The organism is Novosphingobium sp. MMS21-SN21R (assembly GCF_031846015.1).
Classification (GTDB): Bacteria; Pseudomonadota; Alphaproteobacteria; order Sphingomonadales; family Sphingomonadaceae; genus Novosphingobium.
The window spans coordinates 349,845-369,350 of the sequence record NZ_JAVRDU010000001.1; the positions used below are offsets into that span (position 1 = coordinate 349,845).

Annotated in this window: 25 protein-coding genes; 12 read left to right on the top strand and 13 right to left on the bottom strand. The window is 63.3% G+C overall.

Annotated elements, in window-relative coordinates:
• Nucleotides 1–42: 42 nt before the first annotated feature.
• From ispG to RM192_RS01710, 5 genes are read left to right on the top strand one after another with little or no spacing between them, the layout of a single operon-like run.
• Entirely contained in the window at nt 43–1,179 is a 1,137-nt protein-coding gene (gene ispG / locus RM192_RS01690; RefSeq protein WP_311505803.1) for a flavodoxin-dependent (E)-4-hydroxy-3-methylbut-2-enyl-diphosphate synthase, read from the top strand.
• 42 nt (nt 1,180–1,221) lie between these two features.
• Nucleotides 1,222–1,497 (top strand): type II toxin-antitoxin system ParD family antitoxin, encoded by a 276-nt coding sequence (locus tag RM192_RS01695; RefSeq protein WP_311505804.1) that lies wholly within the window; start codon nt 1,222–1,224, stop codon nt 1,495–1,497.
• Nucleotides 1,487–1,804, top strand: coding sequence for a type II toxin-antitoxin system RelE/ParE family toxin (locus RM192_RS01700; RefSeq protein ID WP_311505805.1), 318 nt, complete (start codon nt 1,487–1,489; stop codon nt 1,802–1,804). The genes RM192_RS01695 and RM192_RS01700 overlap by 11 nt, the downstream gene beginning before the upstream one ends.
• Nucleotides 1,804–2,307, top strand: coding sequence for a GNAT family N-acetyltransferase (locus RM192_RS01705; RefSeq protein WP_311505806.1), 504 nt, complete (start codon nt 1,804–1,806; stop codon nt 2,305–2,307). The genes RM192_RS01700 and RM192_RS01705 overlap by 1 nt, the downstream gene beginning before the upstream one ends.
• A gap of 51 nt (nt 2,308–2,358) precedes the next feature.
• Nucleotides 2,359–2,982, top strand: a complete 624-nt coding sequence (locus RM192_RS01710; RefSeq protein WP_311505807.1) for a murein L,D-transpeptidase catalytic domain-containing protein — start codon at nt 2,359–2,361, stop codon at nt 2,980–2,982.
• A 156-nt stretch (nt 2,983–3,138) separates the two neighbouring features.
• Here the strand turns inward: RM192_RS01710 and RM192_RS01715 are convergent, their stop codons facing one another.
• Nucleotides 3,139–4,452 (bottom strand): L,D-transpeptidase family protein, encoded by a 1,314-nt coding sequence (locus RM192_RS01715; protein ID WP_311508545.1) that lies wholly within the window; start codon nt 4,450–4,452, stop codon nt 3,139–3,141.
• A gap of 241 nt (nt 4,453–4,693) precedes the next feature.
• Between RM192_RS01715 and RM192_RS01720 the strand changes: the two genes are divergently transcribed.
• Entirely contained in the window at nt 4,694–5,587 is an 894-nt protein-coding gene (locus RM192_RS01720) for a DMT family transporter (protein ID WP_311505808.1), read from the top strand.
• Between the two features lie 209 nt (nt 5,588–5,796).
• On the top strand, nt 5,797–8,469 hold the full coding sequence (gene acnA / locus RM192_RS01725) for an aconitate hydratase AcnA (protein WP_311505809.1): 2,673 nt from the start codon (nt 5,797–5,799) through the stop codon (nt 8,467–8,469).
• A 156-nt stretch (nt 8,470–8,625) separates the two neighbouring features.
• Here the strand turns inward: acnA and RM192_RS01730 are convergent, their stop codons facing one another.
• Nucleotides 8,626–8,700, bottom strand: a complete 75-nt coding sequence (locus RM192_RS01730; protein WP_311508546.1) for a hypothetical protein — start codon at nt 8,698–8,700, stop codon at nt 8,626–8,628.
• Here RM192_RS01730 and RM192_RS01735 point away from each other — a divergent pair.
• From RM192_RS01735 to RM192_RS01745, 3 genes are all read left to right on the top strand, one after another.
• On the top strand, nt 8,693–9,310 hold the full coding sequence (locus RM192_RS01735) for a hypothetical protein (RefSeq protein ID WP_311505810.1): 618 nt from the start codon (nt 8,693–8,695) through the stop codon (nt 9,308–9,310). The two genes, RM192_RS01730 and RM192_RS01735, sit on opposite strands and share 8 nt — an antisense overlap.
• Before the next feature lie 579 nt (nt 9,311–9,889).
• The gene (locus RM192_RS01740; protein ID WP_311505812.1) at nt 9,890–10,324 is read left to right on the top strand and encodes a hypothetical protein; all 435 of its coding nucleotides are present in this window, start codon (nt 9,890–9,892) and stop codon (nt 10,322–10,324) included.
• Nucleotides 10,317–10,526, top strand: coding sequence for a helix-turn-helix transcriptional regulator (locus tag RM192_RS01745; RefSeq protein ID WP_311505814.1), 210 nt, complete (start codon nt 10,317–10,319; stop codon nt 10,524–10,526). Before RM192_RS01740 ends, RM192_RS01745 begins: the two co-directional genes overlap by 8 nt.
• Here the strand turns inward: RM192_RS01745 and ruvB are convergent.
• Genes ruvB through ruvA form a run of 3 tightly spaced genes read right to left on the bottom strand, consistent with a single transcriptional unit; the run spans nt 10,503 to nt 12,556 of the window.
• Nucleotides 10,503–11,531, bottom strand: a complete 1,029-nt coding sequence (gene ruvB, locus RM192_RS01750) for a Holliday junction branch migration DNA helicase RuvB (protein ID WP_311505815.1) — start codon at nt 11,529–11,531, stop codon at nt 10,503–10,505. The two genes, RM192_RS01745 and ruvB, sit on opposite strands and share 24 nt — an antisense overlap.
• Nucleotides 11,528–11,938 carry a hypothetical protein gene (locus RM192_RS01755; RefSeq protein ID WP_311505816.1) on the bottom strand — a complete coding sequence of 137 codons (411 nt, stop codon included), beginning with the start codon at nt 11,936–11,938 and terminating at the stop codon, nt 11,528–11,530. Before RM192_RS01755 ends, ruvB begins: the two co-directional genes overlap by 4 nt.
• 3 nt (nt 11,939–11,941) lie before the next feature.
• Entirely contained in the window at nt 11,942–12,556 is a 615-nt protein-coding gene (gene ruvA / locus RM192_RS01760; RefSeq protein ID WP_311505817.1) for a Holliday junction branch migration protein RuvA, read from the bottom strand.
• A gap of 107 nt (nt 12,557–12,663) precedes the next feature.
• Here ruvA and RM192_RS01765 point away from each other — a divergent pair, with 107 nt between their 5' ends.
• Nucleotides 12,664–13,080 (top strand): hypothetical protein, encoded by a 417-nt coding sequence (locus RM192_RS01765; protein ID WP_311505818.1) that lies wholly within the window; start codon nt 12,664–12,666, stop codon nt 13,078–13,080.
• Between the two features lie 9 nt (nt 13,081–13,089).
• On the opposite strand, the gene ruvC is transcribed toward RM192_RS01765, so the two are convergent.
• From ruvC to RM192_RS01795, 6 genes are all read right to left on the bottom strand, one after another.
• Entirely contained in the window at nt 13,090–13,566 is a 477-nt protein-coding gene (ruvC, locus tag RM192_RS01770) for a crossover junction endodeoxyribonuclease RuvC (protein WP_311505819.1), read from the bottom strand.
• Nucleotides 13,567–13,583: 17 nt separating this feature from the next.
• Nucleotides 13,584–13,934 carry a DUF3147 family protein gene (locus RM192_RS01775; protein ID WP_311505820.1) on the bottom strand — a complete coding sequence of 117 codons (351 nt, stop codon included), beginning with the start codon at nt 13,932–13,934 and terminating at the stop codon, nt 13,584–13,586.
• A 1-nt stretch (nt 13,935) separates the two neighbouring features.
• Nucleotides 13,936–14,700: a YebC/PmpR family DNA-binding transcriptional regulator gene (locus tag RM192_RS01780; RefSeq protein WP_311505821.1), complete on the bottom strand. Its 765-nt coding sequence runs from the start codon at nt 14,698–14,700 to the stop codon at nt 13,936–13,938.
• Nucleotides 14,701–14,785: 85 nt separating this feature from the next.
• Complete coding sequence (locus RM192_RS01785; RefSeq protein WP_311505822.1) at nt 14,786–15,103, bottom strand: heavy metal-binding domain-containing protein; 318 nt, start codon at nt 15,101–15,103, stop codon at nt 14,786–14,788.
• 83 nt (nt 15,104–15,186) lie between these two features.
• Nucleotides 15,187–15,438 (bottom strand): DUF2312 domain-containing protein, encoded by a 252-nt coding sequence (locus tag RM192_RS01790; RefSeq protein WP_311505823.1) that lies wholly within the window; start codon nt 15,436–15,438, stop codon nt 15,187–15,189.
• Nucleotides 15,439–15,543: 105 nt separating this feature from the next.
• Nucleotides 15,544–15,885: a DUF1244 domain-containing protein gene (locus RM192_RS01795; RefSeq protein ID WP_409233775.1), complete on the bottom strand. Its 342-nt coding sequence runs from the start codon at nt 15,883–15,885 to the stop codon at nt 15,544–15,546.
• 73 nt (nt 15,886–15,958) lie between these two features.
• Between RM192_RS01795 and pyk the strand changes: the two genes are divergently transcribed.
• On the top strand, nt 15,959–17,413 hold the full coding sequence (gene pyk / locus RM192_RS01800; protein WP_311505824.1) for a pyruvate kinase: 1,455 nt from the start codon (nt 15,959–15,961) through the stop codon (nt 17,411–17,413).
• 6 nt (nt 17,414–17,419) lie between these two features.
• On the opposite strand, the gene RM192_RS01805 is transcribed toward pyk, so the two are convergent.
• Nucleotides 17,420–18,715, bottom strand: coding sequence for a diguanylate cyclase (locus tag RM192_RS01805; RefSeq protein WP_311505825.1), 1,296 nt, complete (start codon nt 18,713–18,715; stop codon nt 17,420–17,422).
• Between the two features lie 119 nt (nt 18,716–18,834).
• Nucleotides 18,835–19,500, bottom strand: a complete 666-nt coding sequence (locus RM192_RS01810) for a YggS family pyridoxal phosphate-dependent enzyme (protein ID WP_311505826.1) — start codon at nt 19,498–19,500, stop codon at nt 18,835–18,837.
• Nucleotides 19,501–19,506: the final 6 nt, after the last annotated feature.

Consider the following 19,506-nt stretch of genomic DNA (forward strand, 5'->3'; position numbering starts at 1 on the left):
AGATGCCTTTCAGTCCGCCACTCTAGTCCCTATAGGGACTTCATGTCCTCGATCCGTCCATGGCGCGATATCGCGCGTCGCAAGAGCCGCCAGATCATGGTTGGCGCGGTCCCCGTTGGCGGAGACGCGCCGATTACCGTGCAGACGATGACCAATACTCTCACGTCTGACCCGGTCGCCACGATCAACCAGATCCGCCGCTGCGAGGAAGCGGGTGCTGACCTGATTCGCGTATCCTGCCCCGATGTCGAAAGCACCGCGGCGCTGCGCCAGATCGTGCGCGCCGCGCGCGTGCCGCTGATTGCGGACATCCATTTCCACTACAAGCGCGCGTTGGAAGCGGCAGATGCGGGCGCGGCATGCCTGCGCATCAATCCCGGCAACATCGGCAGCAGCGAACGCGTGGCCGAAGTGGTGCGTGCTGCCAAGGCCAACGGTTGCGCGATCCGTATTGGCGTGAACGCGGGCAGCCTCGAGAAGGACCTGCTTGAAAAGTACGGCGAGCCGTGCCCGGAAGCGCTGGTTGAATCCGCGCTCGATCACATCAAGCTGCTGCAGGATCACGATTTCCACGAATACAAGGTGGCGGTCAAAGCCTCCGACGTGTTTCTCGCTGTCGCGGCCTATATGGGCCTCGCCGATGCGGTCGATTGCCCGCTGCACTTGGGCATCACCGAAGCGGGCGGGCTGATCGGCGGGACGGTCAAGTCCTCGATCGGCATCGGCAACCTGCTCTGGGCAGGCATCGGCGATACCGTGCGCGTCTCGCTGTCGGCCGAGCCGGAAGAGGAAGTCCGCGTCGGCTTCGAAATCCTCAAGAGCCTCGGCCTGCGCACGCGCGGCGTCCGCGTCGTCTCATGCCCCAGCTGCGCGCGGCAGGGCTTTGACGTGATTCGCACGGTCGAGGCGCTGGAAAGCCGCCTCAGCCACATCAAGACCCCGCTCTCGCTTTCAGTGCTCGGCTGCGTCGTCAATGGTCCGGGCGAAGCGCGCGAGACCGACATCGGCCTGACCGGCGGCGGCAACGGCAAGCACATGGTCTACCTTTCGGGCGTGACCGACCATACCGTGCAATCCGAGGATATGCTCGACCACATCGTCGCACTGGTGGAGGCGAAGGCTGCGGAGATGGAAGCGGATACCACCGACGCTGGCAATGCTACCGAGGCGGCGGAGTAGGAGCGAGTTGCTGTTGGTAGCAATATTTGCTACCATTTGGTCATGGGTAAAGTTGAGAAAATCTCGGTCGCATTGACTGACGAGTTGCTGGCTTCAGTGCATGGCGCGGTCAAATCGGGCGATTATGCCTCATCCAGTGAGGTGATCCGCGAGGCGCTTCGGCAGTGGAAGACTCGGCGGACTCACGATGAGCAGGCGGCAGCGGCGTTGAGACACCTGGTTGCCGAAGCCGACGCCAGCGGGGCGTCGCATCCGTGGGAAGGTGGAGAGGCTCTGAAGCAGCGGTTTCGCAATATGCGGGACGGTGATGACGAATAGCGGGCAACTGGTCTGGACTATCATTCGCAAGCCCAAAGCCATCGACGATCTTTTTCAAATCTGGCTCTATCTTGCGGATGAAGGCGAGGATTTTGCGGATCGCTGGATTGACCGGATCGATGAGGGCGTTTCAAGGTTGGCCGAATATCCAAAGGCCGGAAGTGGACGCACCCTCCTTGCTGACGACCTCAGGGTCTGGCCTGTTCCGCCCTATCTTGTCATCTATCGCCTTGATGAAGCTTCGCAAATCGTTGATGTCCTCCGTGTTGTCGATGGTCGCAGCGATGTAGGAAAGTTATTGACCTGATGCCTCTCTCCATCCGCCCGGCTCTGCAGGCTGACACACCTTTGATAGCGGAACTCATCCGCGCGCTGGCAGAGTACGAAAAGCTTGCCCACGAAGTGCGCTTTGACGAAGCGACGCTCGCCGCAAAACTGTTCGGGCCGCGCCCTTATGCCGAAGTCGTGATCGGCGAAGTGGATGGTGTGGCGCAAGGGTTCGCGCTGTTTTTTCACAACTTCTCGACGTTCGAAGGCAAGCCGGGGATCTATCTCGAAGATCTGTTCGTGCGGCCCGAGGCGCGCGGATCGGGGCTGGGCAAGGCCTTGCTTGCGCATCTGGCGGCGCTGGCCGTGGAACGCGATTGTGCGCGGCTCGAATGGTCGGTGCTTGACTGGAACGAACCGGCCATCGGTTTCTACAAGTCGCTCGGCGCGCGGTTCATGGATGGGTGGACGGTCATGCGCGTCGATGACGCGGCTTTGCTTCAGCTTGGCGCGAATGCTGGAAATCTGGTCGAAAATACGTAGTATGTGCGTCGTTCACGCTGGATAAGGGGTCGGCGTGGTAGGGACTGGGTCATGAGCATCGAGGTAAACAGGCGCACGGTTCTCGCAGGGGTTGCGGCAAGCGCTGCGGCCGCCGTGTTCCCGCCGCGCGTTGCGGCCGCGACGTACTATCCCAGCGAACAGCATCGCCGTGTGCTGGACCTCGCCAAGGACCTGGTCGAGCGCCATCGCCCTGCGCTGTGGCGGACCGACATGGTGGGCATAGCCGATTTCGCGATGCCGTCGTCGCTCCCGCGCTTTCACTTCGCCAATCTGGAAAAGGGTGAGGTGCGCTCGTTCCTCGTCGCGCATGGGCGGGGGTCTGACCCCGAACACGACGGCTTCCTCAAGAATTTTTCGAACGAGGTCGGCAGTCTTGCCACGTCGCGCGGGGCCTATGTCACCTACGAATGGTACAAGGGCAAATACGGCACCTCGATCCGCCTCGGTGGCCTGTCGCCCGAGAACACCAACGTGCTCGACCGTGCGATAGTTCTGCATCCGGCGTGGTACGCCAACCCCGAGATGCTCGACAAATGGGGCAAACTCGGCCGCTCTGACGGATGCTTCGCTATGGGCGAGGGTGACTTCAACGAGGCGCTGTGGCACCTGTCGGGCGGGCGTCTGATTTATGCCGACAGGCTCGGCCTGGGCTGAAGCCTTCCCTTTGTGCGGCTGGTCAGGTGCCAGCGCCAGCAGCGGTCACACTTGTAGGGATGGAGGACGAGGCCGCTTTTGATCGCGGCCTCCGATGCATCCTCGCGGCTCGCGTAGCGCATCTTGCGCTCGCAGACGCTGAGCCTTGTTTTCATCTTACAACGGATTGTCGAGCTTGATCACTTCTTCGGTGCTCTTGCGCTGGGTCGTATGCAATTGCCGGGGCTGCGCAAAGCTGGCGAGAACCGGCGTGTCGCGGCCATATATGTCGGCGAACGAGCGCAGCATGCCGGTCACGTCGCGCGCGACGGTGAAGTAGGTGAGATAGACCGGGAAAGTCTTGGTCATCGGCACCTTGGTATAGGCCTTCGAGGTATGCGCGGTTACCGCATCCTCGGGCGTCATCCCCGCGCCAAGGATCGCCATGGTCATCGCCAGTTCAGTCGCGCGCTCCACGCGGACGCAACCGTGGCTGAGCGCGCGGGCGGGCAGGTTGAACAGGTTGCGGTTGGGCGTGTCGTGCAGGAAGATCGCATGCTCGTTTGGCATGTCGAGCTTCATCCGGCCCAGCGAATTTCCGTCACCCGGCTGCTGCACGACATAGATCGTGCCGTCTGCGGCCTTGGTCACCTTGTAGCCTTCTGCTGCGGCCTTGGCCGGGCTGTTCACGAGGCGCGCGCCAAGCCCTTCGCCGACGACGATCGACTGCGGCACCGTCCATGTGGGGTTGAAGATCACGCCCTCGACTGTCTCGGCCAGCTGCGGCGTGGCGGTCTTGCCCGGCTTGCCGACGATGACCTTGTACGTGCTGATGATCTTGTTGCGTACGGTCAGGCGGAGCATCTGTTCGGGCACATTGGCGAGCAGGTACTGCGTGCCCAGGTCGCGCGAGAGCCAGCGCCAGCGGTCCATGTTGGCGCGGATCAGTGCGGCCTGCTTGGGCGTCTGCGCCTTGGGCAAGGACGCCTTGAGCGCGGCGTAGTCGGGCACGGTGGGGGCCAGCGCCATCAGCGCCCCCTTCACGTCGCGGCGGACGAGTGCGTCAGCGAGGATCAGCGCGGTCGGGTTGGTATCCTGATCGGGATCGACCGCGAACCACTGGACGCGCGCGGGCATCGGCGTGCGCCCATCGCGCAGGTCTTCGGCGAGCCAGGTGAACAAGCGCGTGGCGATCGCGTCCAGTTCCGGGCCTTCGCCCTTCACGATGGCGGCAGACAGCGCCTCGGGCTCGTAATCCCTGGCGAACAGGCCTTCACTGCCGATGCCCTTGATCGTGGCCAGCAGGCTTTGCGCATCGGTCTGCGACCAGTGCGGGGTGGGCACGGGCGGAAGCGGCTGGGCAGCGACAGCAGGAATGGCCGGGGCTGCGACCTGCGGCGCTGGCATGGCTTGCTTGGTCAGATCGACCGGCCCTGCCTTGGCAGTGGGCGGAACGGTGTTCTGCGCCGACACGGGTTGCGCCGCCAGCATGAGACCGGCGATGGCAAGGCCAAGCTTCCCGGTAAGGCCGGTTTCGTCGATCACTCGCTTCACATTCAGATCCCTGTCTTCGCGCGCCGCAAAACTGACGGCGCGAAACGTGCCATTGTTACAGTGTCCTGCCCCAAGCCCGGACGTCGATCAAGCATTGCGCCTGACTGGGGCCTGAATCACTAACGGGGCAGGGGAGAAGATGGTTTCATCGCGCAACCAATTTCCCTATGCCCCGGCGATGAACAAGCCGCGTGCCCACCTTCTTCCCATCCTTGCGGTCATCACCGGCCTTGCCCTGTTTTCGGTGATGGACGGGGTGATGAAAGCCGCCTCGATTCTCTCGGGCGCCTATGCCGCGATGTTCTGGCGCGGGCTTGCCGGGTCCACCATGATGCTGCCGCTGTGGCTGCGCCGGGGAAATGGCTGGCCTGCGCGCGAAACGCTGAAAGTCCATGTCCTGCGCGGCGTGGTAGCGGCCTGCATGGCCACATTGTTCTTCTATGGTATCGTCCGCACACCTCTGGCCGAAGGGATCGCCCTGTCGTTCATCGCGCCGCTCATCGCGCTCTATCTGGCCGCCGTGATGCTGGGCGAAAAGATCCAGCGGTCGGCCATTGCCGGCTCGGTGCTGGCGTTGGTGGGTGTGGTCGTGATCGCGTCGGGCAAGTTTGACGGTCACGCGGATGCGGAGGCGATCAAGGGCCTTATCGCCATCCTCGTCTCGGCAGTGCTCTATGCATGGAATCTTGTCCTGCAGCGGCGTCAGGCGCAGATTGCCGGGCCTGAGGAAGTGGCGTTCTTCCAGACGCTGGTATCATTCCTGTTTCTTGGGCTTGGCGCGTGGTGGTTCGCGCCCTGGCCCAGCGCGACTGCGTGGGGCCTCATCGTCATCTCTGCCGCACTGTCCACCGGATCACTGATGCTGCTCAGTTGGGCCTATGCCCGGGCCGAGGCGCAAGTGCTTGTGCCGCTGGAATATACCGCTTTCATCTGGGCTGCGATCGTGGGGTGGATTGCCTTTGCCGAGCCAGTCACACTGGCCACGCTGGCAGGCGTGGTGCTGATCGTCGCCGGGTGTCTCTATGCCACCCGGCGCAATGCCGATCCGCCGCGCCCCGAGATGCCGAATTGAGTGCTTGTTGCTACTGAAAATCAATAAGCGAAAATTTGTTCGCTTGCGGTCTGGAATGGTGCCCTGCCGCCCTTGACGAGGGGCGGGTTTGCGCGCATCGCGCTCTCGCTTTCTGGCCGTATTCCGCCGCGCCGCGTGGGTTTTCCTATCGCGATTCCCCGCGCGGCTCTTTGCAGCAACGGCCGCGACAGGAGGGAAGAAGCACAGCCATGACCCAGGTCGGACAGGATACACTCGGCGCCCGCAGCACGATGAACGTCGGCGGCAAGGAGTACGCATACTACTCGCTCAGCAAGGCCTCCGAGAAGTTTGGCGACATCTCGCGCCTGCCCTTCTCGATGAAGGTCCTGCTGGAAAACCTCCTACGCTTCGAAGACGGCGGCTTCACGGTCTCGACCGGCGACGTTCAGGCGATCGTCGACTGGCAGAAGAACCCCAGCGAATCGAACAACGAGATCCAGTACCGCCCGGCGCGCGTGCTGTTGCAGGACTTCACCGGCGTTCCTTGCGTGGTCGATCTGGCCGCGATGCGCGATGCCATCGCCACGCTCGGCGGCGATACCACCAAGATCAACCCGCTGGTGCCGGTCAATCTGGTGATCGACCACTCGGTCATGGTCGATGAATTCGGCCACCCCAAGGCCTTCGAAGAGAATATGGAAATCGAATACCAGCGCAACATGGAGCGCTACGATTTCCTCAAGTGGGGTTCCAAGAGCCTCAACAACTTCTACGCCGTCCCTCCCGGCACCGGCATCTGCCATCAGGTGAATCTCGAAAACATCGCGCAGGCGGTGTGGACCAGCACCGACCAGAACGGCGTAACCGTCGCTTATCCTGATACTTGCGTCGGCACTGACAGCCACACCACCATGATCAATGGCCTGGGGGTGCTTGGCTGGGGCGTTGGCGGGATCGAGGCTGAAGCCGCGATGCTCGGCCAGCCCGTTTCGATGCTCATTCCCGAAGTCGTCGGCTTCAAGATGGTCGGCGAGATGAAGGAAGGCGTCACTGCCACCGACCTCGTGCTCACCGCCACCAACATGCTGCGCAAGCATGGCGTGGTTGGCCGCTTCGTCGAATACTACGGCCCGGGTCTTGCTTCGCTGACGCTTGCCGACCGTGCGACGCTGGCCAACATGGCGCCTGAATATGGCGCGACCTGTGGCTTCTTCGGCATCGACGACAAGACCCTCGACTACATGCGCCTGACCGGCCGTGAAGAAGACCAGATCGCACTCGTCGAAGCCTATGCCAAGGCGCAGGGTTTCTGGATCGATCCTTCGGTGGAGCCGATCTTCTCCTCGACGCTCGAACTCGACCTGTCGACCGTCGTGCCCTCGCTCGCCGGCCCCAAGCGCCCGCAGGACCGCGTCTCGCTTCCCGAAGTAGACGACGTGTTCAACGCCGACATGGCAAACACCTACAAGAAGGCCCCCACCCGCGTTCCCGTGGCTGGCAAGGACTTCGATCTGGGTGATGGCGACGTCGTGATTGCGGCAATCACCTCGTGCACCAACACCTCGAACCCCGGTGTGCTGGTTGCTGCTGGCCTCGTTGCCAAGAAGGCCAACGAACTCGGTCTCAAGCCCAAGCCCTGGGTCAAGACCTCGCTGGCTCCCGGTAGCCAGGTCGTCACCGACTACCTGATCCGTGCTGGTCTGCAGGAGCATCTCGACGCGGTTGGCTTCAACCTCGTCGGTTATGGCTGCACCACCTGCATCGGCAACTCCGGCCCGCTCGCTGAACCGATCAGCAAGGCGATCAACGACAACGGCCTCGTCGCCAGCGCGGTGATCTCCGGCAACCGCAACTTCGAAGGCCGCGTCTCGCCGGATGTGCGCGCGAACTTCCTCGCCTCGCCGCCGCTCGTGGTCGCCTATGCGCTCAAAGGCACGGTGATCGAAGACTTCACCACCACCCCGATCGGCGTGGGCAGCAAGGGTCAGGACGTCTACCTCAAGGACATCTGGCCCTCGAACAGCGAAGTCGCTACCACGATGGCCGGCTGCATGGACCGCGCCATGTTCCAGGCGCGCTATGCCGACGTCTACAAGGGCGACGCGCACTGGCAGGCGATCAACGTCACCGGATCGGACACCTACCAGTGGCGCGCCGGGTCGACCTATGTCGCCAACCCGCCGTACTTCGATGGCATGAGCATGACGCCGGCGCCGGTGAGCGACATCATTGAAGCCAAGCCGCTATTGATCCTCGGTGATTCGATCACCACCGATCACATCAGCCCGGCAGGCTCGATCAAGGCGGACAGCCCGGCAGGCGAATGGCTGCTCGAGCATCAGGTCGCCAAGGCCGACTTCAATTCCTACGGCGCACGCCGCGGACACCATGAAGTGATGATGCGCGGCACGTTTGCCAACATCCGCATCAAGAATGAAATGGTCCCCGGCACCGAAGGCGGCTTCTCGCGCTATGGCGAGGAAGTCGGCTCGGTCTTCGACGTGGCGATGAAGCACAAGGCCGATGGCACGCCAACGGTCGTGATCGCGGGCAAGGAATACGGCACCGGTTCGTCGCGCGACTGGGCGGCAAAGGGCACCAATCTGCTCGGCGTGCGCGCTGTCATCGTCGAAAGCTTCGAGCGTATCCATCGCTCGAACCTCGTCGGCATGGGTGTGCTCCCGTTGCAGTTCAAGGAGGGCCAGAACCGCACCGCGCTCGCGCTGTCGGGTGACGATACTTTCACGATTCGGGGCGTCGCCGACCTTCAGCCGCGCCAGGACGTCGAAGTCGAAGTGCTCCGCAAGGACGGCACCAAGCTGACCTTCACCGCGCTCTGCCGCATCGATACCGCCAATGAAGTCGAATACTTCATGAACGGCGGCATCCTGCAATATGTGCTGCGCAAGCTCGCTTCGTAAGACGCGAGCGGCATTGCCGACAACAAGGCCCGCCGGGGAAACCTGGCGGGCTTTTTTGTCTGAGGAGTGCATGGGTAACCTGGAAATGAAAAAGGGCGGCTCCCCCCGGAGACCGCCCTTCTTTTTGCCCGGCGGCAAGCCGGGGCTTTAGTACGTTCAGGCCTTGGCAGGCTTGGCTAGGCGGCGACGGGCAACAAGGCCGGCCGCAGCAGCGCCGAACAGGATGATCATCGAAGGCTCGGGCACTTCGGTGCCGCCGGTGGTCGACGAGGTTGTTGTCGTTGTGCCGTTCGAGCTGGACGAGGTCGAGCTTGAGGTGGACGAGGAGGTCGAGGTCGAGCTGCTGGTGCTGCTCGATGTCGACGAACTCGACGTCACGTTGCCCGACGACGTCGACGTGGACGTGCTTGAGGTCACGTTCCCCGAGGAGGTGCTGACGTTGCCCGATGACGTGCTCACGTTGCCGCTCGAAGTCGAGACATTCCCGCTGGACGAGGAGACGTTGCCCGAGCTGGTCGAGACATTGCCCGACGAAGTTGAGGTCGATGTCGAGACGCCGCCCGTCGAGGTTGAAACCCCGCCGGTCGTCGTCGAACTGGTGATGCCGCCCGAGCTGCTAGAGGTCGATCCGCCCGATGTCGAAGTCGAACCGCCGGACGTGGAACCGCCAGAAGTGGAGGTGGAGCCAGTGCTGGTCGAGGAGATGACCACGCTGCCGCCGCTGCCACCGCCGCCGCCACCGCCGAAGAATCCGCCGAAGAACCCGCCGCCAAAGCCGCCAATGCCGCCGCCGCCGATCACCACGGGCACGCCGCCACCACTGCTGCCACCCATCTGCTGAGGCGGCATGGGGGGCATGTAAGGGACGGGAACCATCGCCATCTGCTGGGCAGGCTCACACGATTTGGTCGTCGTCGTGGTCACGATGCGGCGGGAACGGTGGACTTCACGCGGCGCAGCGCGGCGGGCGATCACCCGCTTGGCAGGCTTCGCCATCTTCACCTTGACCGGTTTGACATGGTGGATTTCGCCCTTGGCGGGCGCTTCAGATACGTGGACTGCGCCGCCGCCGAGCATTGCTCCGCCTGCCGCTGCTGCCGCCAGTTTTGCCAAAGCCATCCGAACCGACATGATCTGTGCTCTCGTTCTTCCCTGGGAAAGCGCCCTAGCAAAGATGGGTTAACACCCCGCTTGCCTTTCCTGACACATCCAAGAACGCAGAACGGGTGGCGTCGGGCAATGCCGTTAACCCATTTGAAAGGCCGGAATCTGCCCGAAAACGGGACCGAAGGGGGCGTCGCGGTAACTCTGTGCCAATATGGGACCGAACCGGACGAGGGCGTGAAGCTTCGAGTTGACGAAAGGTAACCCCAAGGTTACAAGTAACCTATGAGTTACATCGCCGCCGGAGGGATTTTCCATGCCAACCGATTCTGCCGAAGCCGCCGACCGTCTCAGCCAACGCCGTGTGCGAGTCTTGCAGGCGGTAATGATCCTGTTCGCGGTGCAGGCGGGGCGGCCGCAAGTGGACATGCCGCAGCGGACGGTTGAATTCGTCGGGCATTTCGCATGGCTCGCCCTGGCACTCGTACTGTTCCTGATCCTGCGCACCGGCGGGTTCTGGCTGCGCGATCCGGCCTTGCGCGCGCTTGCGAATGATGAGGTGACCCGCGCCAATCGCGCGGACGCAATGGAATGGGGGTTCACCGCCGCTATCATTACCGCGATCATCGGTTGCGTGGTCGCCTCGCTTACCGCGATGCCCTCGGTCTTCGCGTTCAAGCTGGTGATTCTGATCGGCCTGTTCGTGGCCACCTTCCGCTTCATCAAGCTGGAGCGCGCGGCGCTTGCCTGAAAGGCTGGAAAATTCGCTGCGCGTGGCGCGTGAGGCGCGCGGCTGGACGCAGGCGCAATTGGCCGATGCCATCGGCGTCAGCCGCAAGACGGTGAACACGGTGGAGAACGGCGTGTTCGTTCCCTCGACGGTGATTGCGATCAAACTGGCGCAGGCGCTCGGCCAACCTGTAGAAGCGCTATTCCGGCTCGTCGAAGAGTGAAGGCGTGGAGCCGGTCGGCGGGGTCAGGCCCAGATGCTGCCACCCGCGATCGTTGAGGCAGCGCCCGCGCGCGGTGCGGGCAACCAGGCCAAGCTGGATCAGGTAGGGTTCGATCACTTCCTCGATCGTGTCGCGCGGTTCCGAAAGGCCCGCCGCCAGCGTTTCGACACCGACAGGCCCGCCCTTGTAGATATCCGCGATCATCATCAGGTAGCGCCTGTCCTGCAGGTCCAGCCCGATCTTGTCGACTTCCAGACGAGTCAGCGCACCGTCGGCCACGCTCTGGGTGATCTTCTCCGCGCCATCGACCTGTGCGAAATCGCGCACGCGGCGCAGCAGACGTCCGGCCACGCGCGGGGTGCCACGTGCCCGCCGTGCGATCTCGTTGGCGCCGCCGTGATCGATGCCGACGCCCATCAGCGATGCCCCGCGCGCCACCACGCGCTCAAGCTCGGCCACCGAATAGAACTGCAGGCGCACCGGAATGCCGAAGCGGTCACGTAGCGGCGTTTGCAGCAGGCCCTGCCGCGTCGTCGCGCCGATCAGGGTGAATGGTGGCAGATCGATGCGCACCGAGCGTGCCGATGGCCCTTCGCCGATGATCAGGTCGAGCGCGCGGTCCTCCATCGCCGGATAGAGCACTTCCTCGACCACCGGATTGAGCCGGTGAATCTCGTCGATGAACAGCACATCGCCCGATTCGAGATTGGTCAGCAGCGCCGCCAGATCACCCGCCTTGGCGATGACCGGGCCGGACGTGGCGCGGAAATTGACGCCCAGTTCGCGCGCGATGATCTGCGCCAGCGTGGTCTTGCCCAGCCCCGGCGGCCCGAAGAACAGCACATGATCCATCGCCTCGCGCCGCATCTTGGCGCTTTCGATGAACACCCGCAGGTTATCGCGCGCGGCTTCCTGCCCGACGAACTCGTGCAACGTCTTGGGCCGCAGCGCCGCGTCCGGATCTTCGTGCTGGCGATCAGGGGAGAGGATGGGGTTATCGGTCATTTCGTAGTTGCCAAGAACACTCGGACGGAATCTGGATTGGCCCAAGCACCGATGCCGATGGCTATGGCAAACGACCAAGCTGATCCAATAAGTGCAGTTAGGTGACCGACAGTATATTCCGCACCTTGCAGTCTCGACCATCCAGCGGCGATTTTTGCTGCTGTCCAACCACCGATAAAGAGTGCCAGTTGCTCTGGCGCGAATATCATGAGCGTCGTCGCAATCGCACGCTCAGTTCCGCCAAGCCAAAATGCTGCAAAGGAGTAAAGCGGAGCTTTTCCTGCCATATACGACTCTGACAGAAATCGAGAGATGCTTGTCACGCGCAACAATAACATGAGGGGGCCAAGAACGATAAAGCCACCTATTGAGCTCAACACGATTGCAAAGACTGGATTAATGCCCACGCTTCACCCCGCAGCCCTCTTCAGCGCCACCCGCACCAGATCATTCAACCCGGCATCCTCGCCTAGTTCATCGACCGCCTTGACGACCGCGCTGCTCGCTACGACAGGCTTGAAGCCCAAATTCTGCAGCGCTGAGATCGCATCCGCGCTGGCGGAGCCGGGTGGCGAATAGGCCACCTCTCCGCCAAGACCTACCGGCGAAGCATACCCCGCCAAGCCGCCCGCCTTGTCCTTCAACTCGTTCACGATCCGGCTCGCCAGCTTCGGCCCCACGCCGTTCGCCCGCGCCACCATCGCAGCATCGCCGTGGGCGCAGGCGCGTTGCAGTTCCTCTATCGCCAGGGCCGAGAGGATCGCCAGCGCGACCTTGCTGCCTACACCCTGCACGGCGGTCAGCAGGCGGAACCACGCGCGTTCGCCTGCGCTGGTGAAGCCGATCAGGCGCTGGTCGGTTTCGCTCACCTGCATTTCTGTGTGGACCACGACCTTGTCGCCGCGGATGCCAAGATGAGTGAGCGTCTTGGCCGAGCATTGCACGAGGTAGCCGACGCCGTTCACGTCGATCACGGCCCAGTCGGGGCCGGTGTCGTCAAGAATTCCGGTGAGCTTGGCGATCATGGTTTGTTCCTATGGCAGGGAACTCGGCGTGCGGCAAGGTGCCTGCGCGCGGTTGCAACGCGCGCGATCGCATGCAAGCCTTGTGTCGCTCGAGGGGGGAGAGGCCAATGGCATTCTGGAACGTGGATCTGACGACGCGCGATGGCGTGCAAGGGGCAGTGCGCAGCGGATCAACCGCAGCTTTCGTGTTTGCGGGCATGGGCGTGCTCGGCGCGGCATTGCTCGGAGGCATGGCCGGGTCTGGCACGGATGAAGGCATTGGCTTCATTGCTGGCGGGCTGCTCGAAGCCGTGGTCGGCCTTGTCGCCGGTCTGCGCATGCGCGCCGAGAAGGGCTTTTACTGGGCCATTGCGGCAGCCGCGCTGCTGACTCTCGAACTCATCGGAAAAGCGGTCATGCTCTCGCCGGGTGGCGCGATTATCTCGGGCGTCGTGCTGACCTATCTGGTCAACGGAATTCGCGGTCTGCGCGCGCTCAAGCACGAGGTCGGCTATGCCGATGGTGACGCGGATGTGTTCACCTGAACAGGCGCACTAGCGGTGGCTGCCCAGCATGTTTGCATGGGTTATCGCCACGGCGAGCGCATCGGCGGCGTCCTCGCCCGCCAGCTTCACGCCGGGGAGCAGGATCTTGAGCATGTGCTGGACCTGCTGCTTTTCCGCGCCGCCGGTGCCGACCAGCGCCTTCTTGATGACCTTGGTTGGATATTCCGCCACCGGAATGCCGGCGCGAGCAACCGAGAGCATCGCAACGCCGCGCGCCTGCCCCAGCTTGAGCGTCGACTGCGGGTTAACGTTGACGAACACTTCCTCTACCGCCCCGGTATCGGGCTTGTAGAGGTCGATCACGGTGCCGAGTGCGGCATCGAGTTCCACCAGCCGTTCTGCCATGCTGGCCTTGGCGTCTGTACGGATCTGGCCATTGGCAACATGGCGCAAGCTGCTGCCCGATTTGGAGACGACGCCCCAGCCGGTGCAGGTCAGGCCGGGGTCGATGCCCAGTATTATCATCGGCGCATGATCATCGGCTAGAGCTTCAGGCCAAGTCGCGGGCCGACCTGCATCATTGCAAGATAGAGCGCTACCGTCAGTGCGCAGCCTGCCGTGAGCGCCGCCCAAAACGGCAGGCCAGAACGCAGCAGGCGCGGGATCACGAGGAACATCGGCAGCGAGGGCAACACGTACCAGAAGGTGGCCTCGGCATGGATCGCCATGTTTTCCGCGTCGGGCCGGTCCCGCCACAGCAGGATCATGCCGAGCACTGAAACCAGCGGCAGAGAAGCCACCAGCGCGCCGACTGTCGGAAGCTTCCGACCGATCTCGGCGATCAGCGCGATCAGCAGGCCCGACAGCAGCGCCTTGGCGGCCAGCGTGAGCATATCAGCCCAGCTTCTCCATCACCTCGTCCGGGATCTCGTAGTTCCCCCAGACGGTCTGGACATCGTCATCGTCATCCAGCACGTCGATCAGCTTGAGCAGGGTCGCCGCGTCGTCTGCCGAGACTTCGGTCTTGAGGCTGGGCTTCCAAGCCAGTTTCACGCCTTCGGCTTCGCCCAGCGTCTTTTCGAGTTCGCGCGCGACTTCGTGGAGGTTTTCGACCGCTACCCAGATCTGGTGGCTGCCGGGGTTTTCATCACCGTCACCTGCATCGGATTCCACGTCGTCGGCACCAGCTTCGATCGCGGCTTCGAGAACCTTTTCCTCGTCGCCCGCCTTGCCCGGATATTCGATCAGGCCGAGCCGTTCGAAGCCGTGGCTGACCGCGCCCGATGCGCCAAGGTTGCCGCCGTTCTTCGAGAACGCGGTGCGCACGTTGGTGGCGGTGCGATTGCGGTTGTCGGTCAGCGCTTCGACGATGATCGCCACGCCGCCGGGGCCATAGCCTTCGTAGCGCACTTCCTCGTAGTTATCGCCTTCGCCCTTGGTCGCCTTGTCGATGGCGCGGGCGATATTGTCCTTGGGCATGGACTGCGCCTTGGCCGCGTTGACGGCGGCGCGCAGGCGCGGGTTCATGTCCGGATCGGGGATGCCCATCTTGGCCGCGACGGTAATTTCGCGGGAAAGCTTGGAGAACTGCGCCGAGCGCTTCTTGTCCTGCGCGCCCTTGCGGTGCATGATATTCTTGAATTTGGAATGGCCTGCCATCGTCCGTGCTTCTTGCTGGTCCGTGCTGAATGCGGGATTCTGGCCTGCCCCTAGCCGACAGCGGGCTTGCGGGCAATGACTGCGCTCAGATCACGACTGCCGTGCCGCTGACGCTGACCATCAGCATCGAGCCGCGTGCGCCGATGGTTTCGTAATCGATGTCCACGCCGATCACAGCGTTGGCGCCAAGCGACAGAGCCTTGTCTTCAAGCTCGCGCAGGGCCTGTTCCCGGCCACGTGCGAGCACTTCCTCGTACTTGCCCGAGCGTCCGCCGAAAATGTCGGTAATCGAGGCGAAAATGTCGCGCACGATGTTTGCGCCGAGGATGACCTCGCCGGTGACGATGCCGAGATGGCGCTGGACCGGGCGGCCCTCGATATGGCTGGTGGTGGTGAGGATCATGGCAGGCTCTCCGCTGGTCTGGCGGAGAGCCTAGCCTGATTGCCGCGTATTGCCGAGGGCGTTGTGGTACCCGGCACAAGGCTTCAATCGATGCCGAGCGCGGTCTTGTAGACTTCCAGAACGGCTTCCATTTCGCGGCGGTCGTCCGGCTTCATTTTGCGGATGCGCACGATCTGGCGCATGATCTTGGCGTCGTATCCGGCGGACTTGGCTTCGCTGTAAACATCCTTGATGTCGTCGCCGATGCCCTTCTTTTCTTCTTCGAGGCGTTCGATGCGCTCGATCAGAAGGCGCAGGCGGTCGTCAGCACTCTTGGCGTCGGCGGAATCGGCCATCGGGAAATCTCCGGGTAACGGGTGAATCGGTTGGCGGCGCTGATAGACGCGCCGCCGCCCATCGGCAAAGCCGTGCTTGTGGAAATCTTGGCCGCTATGGTGCGATCAGTGACCCGGTGCGTTCTTCTTCACGCTCGCGTCCATGCGCGCGATCTGCTCCGGCGTGGCTTCGCTCTGGAAGCGGGTCTTCCACTCGGCTGCAGGCATGCCGTGGATCACCTCACGCGCGGCGGCCTTGTCCAGTCCGGCGCCTGCATCGTTGATCCAGTCGGCAAGGCAATTGCGGCAGAAGCCGGAAAGCCCCATCAGATCAATATTCTGCGCGTCATGGCGGTGGCGCAGATGGCGGACGAGACGGCGGAAGGCCGCGGCCGCCACGGCATCGGGCAGCAGGTCCAGTGCGCCATCGCCCTGACCGTCATGGTAATCGGTTGCATTCGTATCCACTGTAATCGTCCTTGGGTTTTGGCGGACCTTCCGCCATAGCGCGCGATGTTGATGCATAAGGAGTAGTCGAGCCGTGGCCAAGATCGATCCGCGTGGACGCAAGGTAAAGATCCTGGCCACTGTGGGGCCGGCCAGCAGCTCCCCTGAAATGCTCGAAAAGCTCGTGCGCGCAGGCGCCGATGCCTTCCGCGTGAACATGAGCCATGGCGAACACGCCATTCACGCCCAGACCATCGCCAATATCCGCGCGCTGGAAAAAAAGCTGAACCGCGCAATCACCGTGCTGTGCGATCTGCAGGGGCCGAAGCTGCGCGTCGGCAAGTTCAAGGAAGGCCGCGCGGTCATCCGCCATTCCGGCCACTTCACGCTCGACCGCAATCCCGAACCGGGTGACGAAACCCGCGTCTGCCTGCCGCATCCTGAACTGTTTGGCGTGCTGCAGAAAGGCCAGCGTCTGCTGATCGACGATGGCAAGCTGCGCCTGCGCGTGATTCGCGCCGATGATAACGAGATCCTTTGCTCCGCCGAAGTCGGCGGGGTCATTTCTGACCGCAAGGGCGTGAACGTGCCCGATGCGGTCGTGCCCGTCCCGGCGCTGACCGAGAAGGACCGCCGCGACTTGTCGTTCGCGGTCGAACAGGGCGCTGACTGGATTGCGCTGTCGTTCGTGCAGCGGCCTGAGGACGTGGCCGAAGCCCGCCGCCTGATGGGCGGTTACGGTGCGCTCATGGCCAAGATCGAAAAGCCGGCCGCGATTTCGCGTCTGGAGGAGATCGTCGAACTCTCGGACGGGATCATGGTCGCGCGCGGCGATCTGGGCGTCGAACTGAATCCTGAAGAAGTGCCGCCGCTGCAGAAGCGCATCGTCGAAACCGCGCGCCGCCAGGGCAAGCCAGTGGTCGTAGCAACGCAGATGCTCGAATCGATGATCGAAGCGCCGACGCCCACTCGCGCCGAAGTGTCGGACGTCGCCAACGCGGTTTACGATGGTGCCGACGCGGTGATGCTCTCCGCCGAAACCGCAGCGGGCGCCTGGCCGGAAGAAGCGGTCACGATCATGCACCGCATCGCTGCGCAAGTCGAAGCCGATCCGGGCTATGCCGCGCGCGTCCACTTCATCGAGACTCTGCCCGATCCGACGACGGCTGACGCGCTCGCCCAAGCCGCTGCCAGCATTGTCGAAACCGTACCTGTCTCTGGCATCATCGTGTTTACGGGTTCCGGCTCAACCGCCCGCCGCGTCGCCCGCGAACGGCCTGCGGTGCCGATGCTGGTGCTCACGCCTTCGGCCAAGACCGCGCGCAAGGTTGGCCTGTTGTGGGGGGCACATGCCGTCACCACCAAGGACATCGGCAGTTTCGAAGAGATGATCGCCAAGGGCAAGCGCATGGCACTGCGCCACGGCTTCGGTTCTGCCGGATCGAAGCTGGTGGCGCTCGCGGGCGTTCCGTTCGGCACGCCGGGGGCCACGAACCTGCTGCATGTCGTCACGCTGACCGGTGACGAGCTTACGCGCCACGGCGAATAAGCGGGATCAGCCGCGCACGACGGTGGCGAGGCGAGGGGCGCCGGCATCCTTGCCGGCGCGGCGTTCTGAGCAGATCACGCGATTCTTCCCGGCCTTCTTGGCGGCATAGAGCGCTGCGTCGGAAATCGGCAGCACGTCGGTGGCAGACGTTGCCGTCTCGGGCACGCTTGCTACGCCCAAGGAAGCGCTGATCGCGCATTCGTGGCTGGCGCTCAGGGAATTGATGCGCTCGCGCAGGAGTTCGGCTTTCTCCATGGCATCGTCGAGCGAGCAATCGGGAAGGATCGCGACCAGTTCCTCGCCGCCATAACGGCAGACGACGTCGCTCGGGCGCAAGCAGCCGACGATTTGGGCGGCGACGTCGCGCAGCACCGCATCGCCCTTGGCATGTCCGTTCTCGTCGTTGAGCTTCTTGAAGTTGTCGAGGTCGAGCATCACCACCGCCGTGCTGCCGCCCGAGCGCGAGCCGAGCGAAACGAAGCGCTCCAGCGCGTCTTCCATGTAGCGCCGGTTATAAAGCCCGGTCAGCGGATCGCGCAGCGATTGCGTGCGCAGCTTCTCGCGCAGGGAGATGTTGGACAGCGCCAGCGACATCGAATCCGACAAGGCGCGGCCAAGCCTGCGGATTTCCATCAGCCGTTCGAATGCGCCATCGCTTTCGCCGTGCGTGATGACAAGCAGCCCGTGCAACTGCCCGCTGGCCATCATCGGCAGTTCGACGCTGGCCAGTGGAGAGCCATGATGCGCGCAACACAGCGTGGCATCGGCCGGCGCATTGATATGCGGCTTTCCACGCTTCAAGGCCCAGCAGTTCGAAGGCGAGAGCATGTCCTGCGCGATAAAACCTTCGGGCATGTCCCAGGCGCGGGCAAGGTCGAGCCGGTCGCGCGAATTGTTGAACACATAGAGCGCGGCGCCGTATCCGGGGAGAAGGCGGCGTGCGGTGGCCATAAGGACGGCGCCGGCGTCTTCGTAAGTCTCGGCGGCCTGAAGCATGTCGGTCATCGCGAACAGTTCCTGGATCTGTTCGCGCGAATCGCGGGTGAGGCGGTACTGCTTGCGCTGGCGGCTGCGGATGGCCAGCGCAATGCGGCGCAAGGCCATCTGCATTGCGAAGATCATGGCGATCCCCAATGCGGCTACGCCTGCCAGCCTGTCGTGATAGCGGTCGTCGACGAACAACGTCAGCAGCACCGCGCCAAGCACGACAGCTTGCGCTGCCATGGCCACGATGTGTGTGCGGTCAAGCAGCGAATCGTTCGCCAAAACCCGCCTGTCCGGCTGCAATTCCTGAACGGCCATGCTCTCTCCCGTTTCCCGCGCGAACGTACTCGCGAGTCAGGCAGAATGCGTTAAGCCCGACAGCAGTAGGATGCCGTCTGGCGCAAGGGTCTGAAATTAACGTTAAAAGGCGTTGTTTTTCAACGTGATCCAAACAGTGCCGAGCCAACCCGGACATGGCTTGCGCCCAGTTGCACTGCCGTTTCCAGATCGTCGCTCATACCCATCGACAATCCGGCCAGGCCATTGTCGTCCGCCAGTTTGTCGAGCAGCGCGAAGAACGGTGCTGGTTCGATGCCGACCGGCGGCACGCACATCAGGCCGATAACCTCGATCCCTTTGGCGCGCGCCTCGGCCAGCAGCGCGGGCAGGGCTGCCACGGCGCAGCCACCCTTCTGGTCTTCGCCGCCGATGTTCACCTGCACGAAGCACGGCACGCGCTTGTGCAGCTTGTCCTGCGCTGCGGCAAGCGCAGTGACGAGGCTCGCCCGGTCAAGCGAGTGGATGCAATCGAACAGCATGACGGCGTCTTCCGCCTTGTTCGATTGCAGCTGGCCTACAAGGTGCAACTGAACGTCGGGATGCGCGGCGCGGATCGCCGGCCACTTGTCCTGCGTTTCCTGCACGCGGTTCTCGCCGAACACGCGCTGGCCTTGCGCGATCAGGTCAAGGATTGCCTCGGCGGGCTTCGTCTTTGAAACGGCCACCAGCGTCACGTCTGCGGCCTTGCGGCCAGCGATCTTCGCAGCGGACGCAATACGCGCGCGGACCTGTTCGAGTGGTGATGAAGGGACTGCCTGTTCCATGGCGCG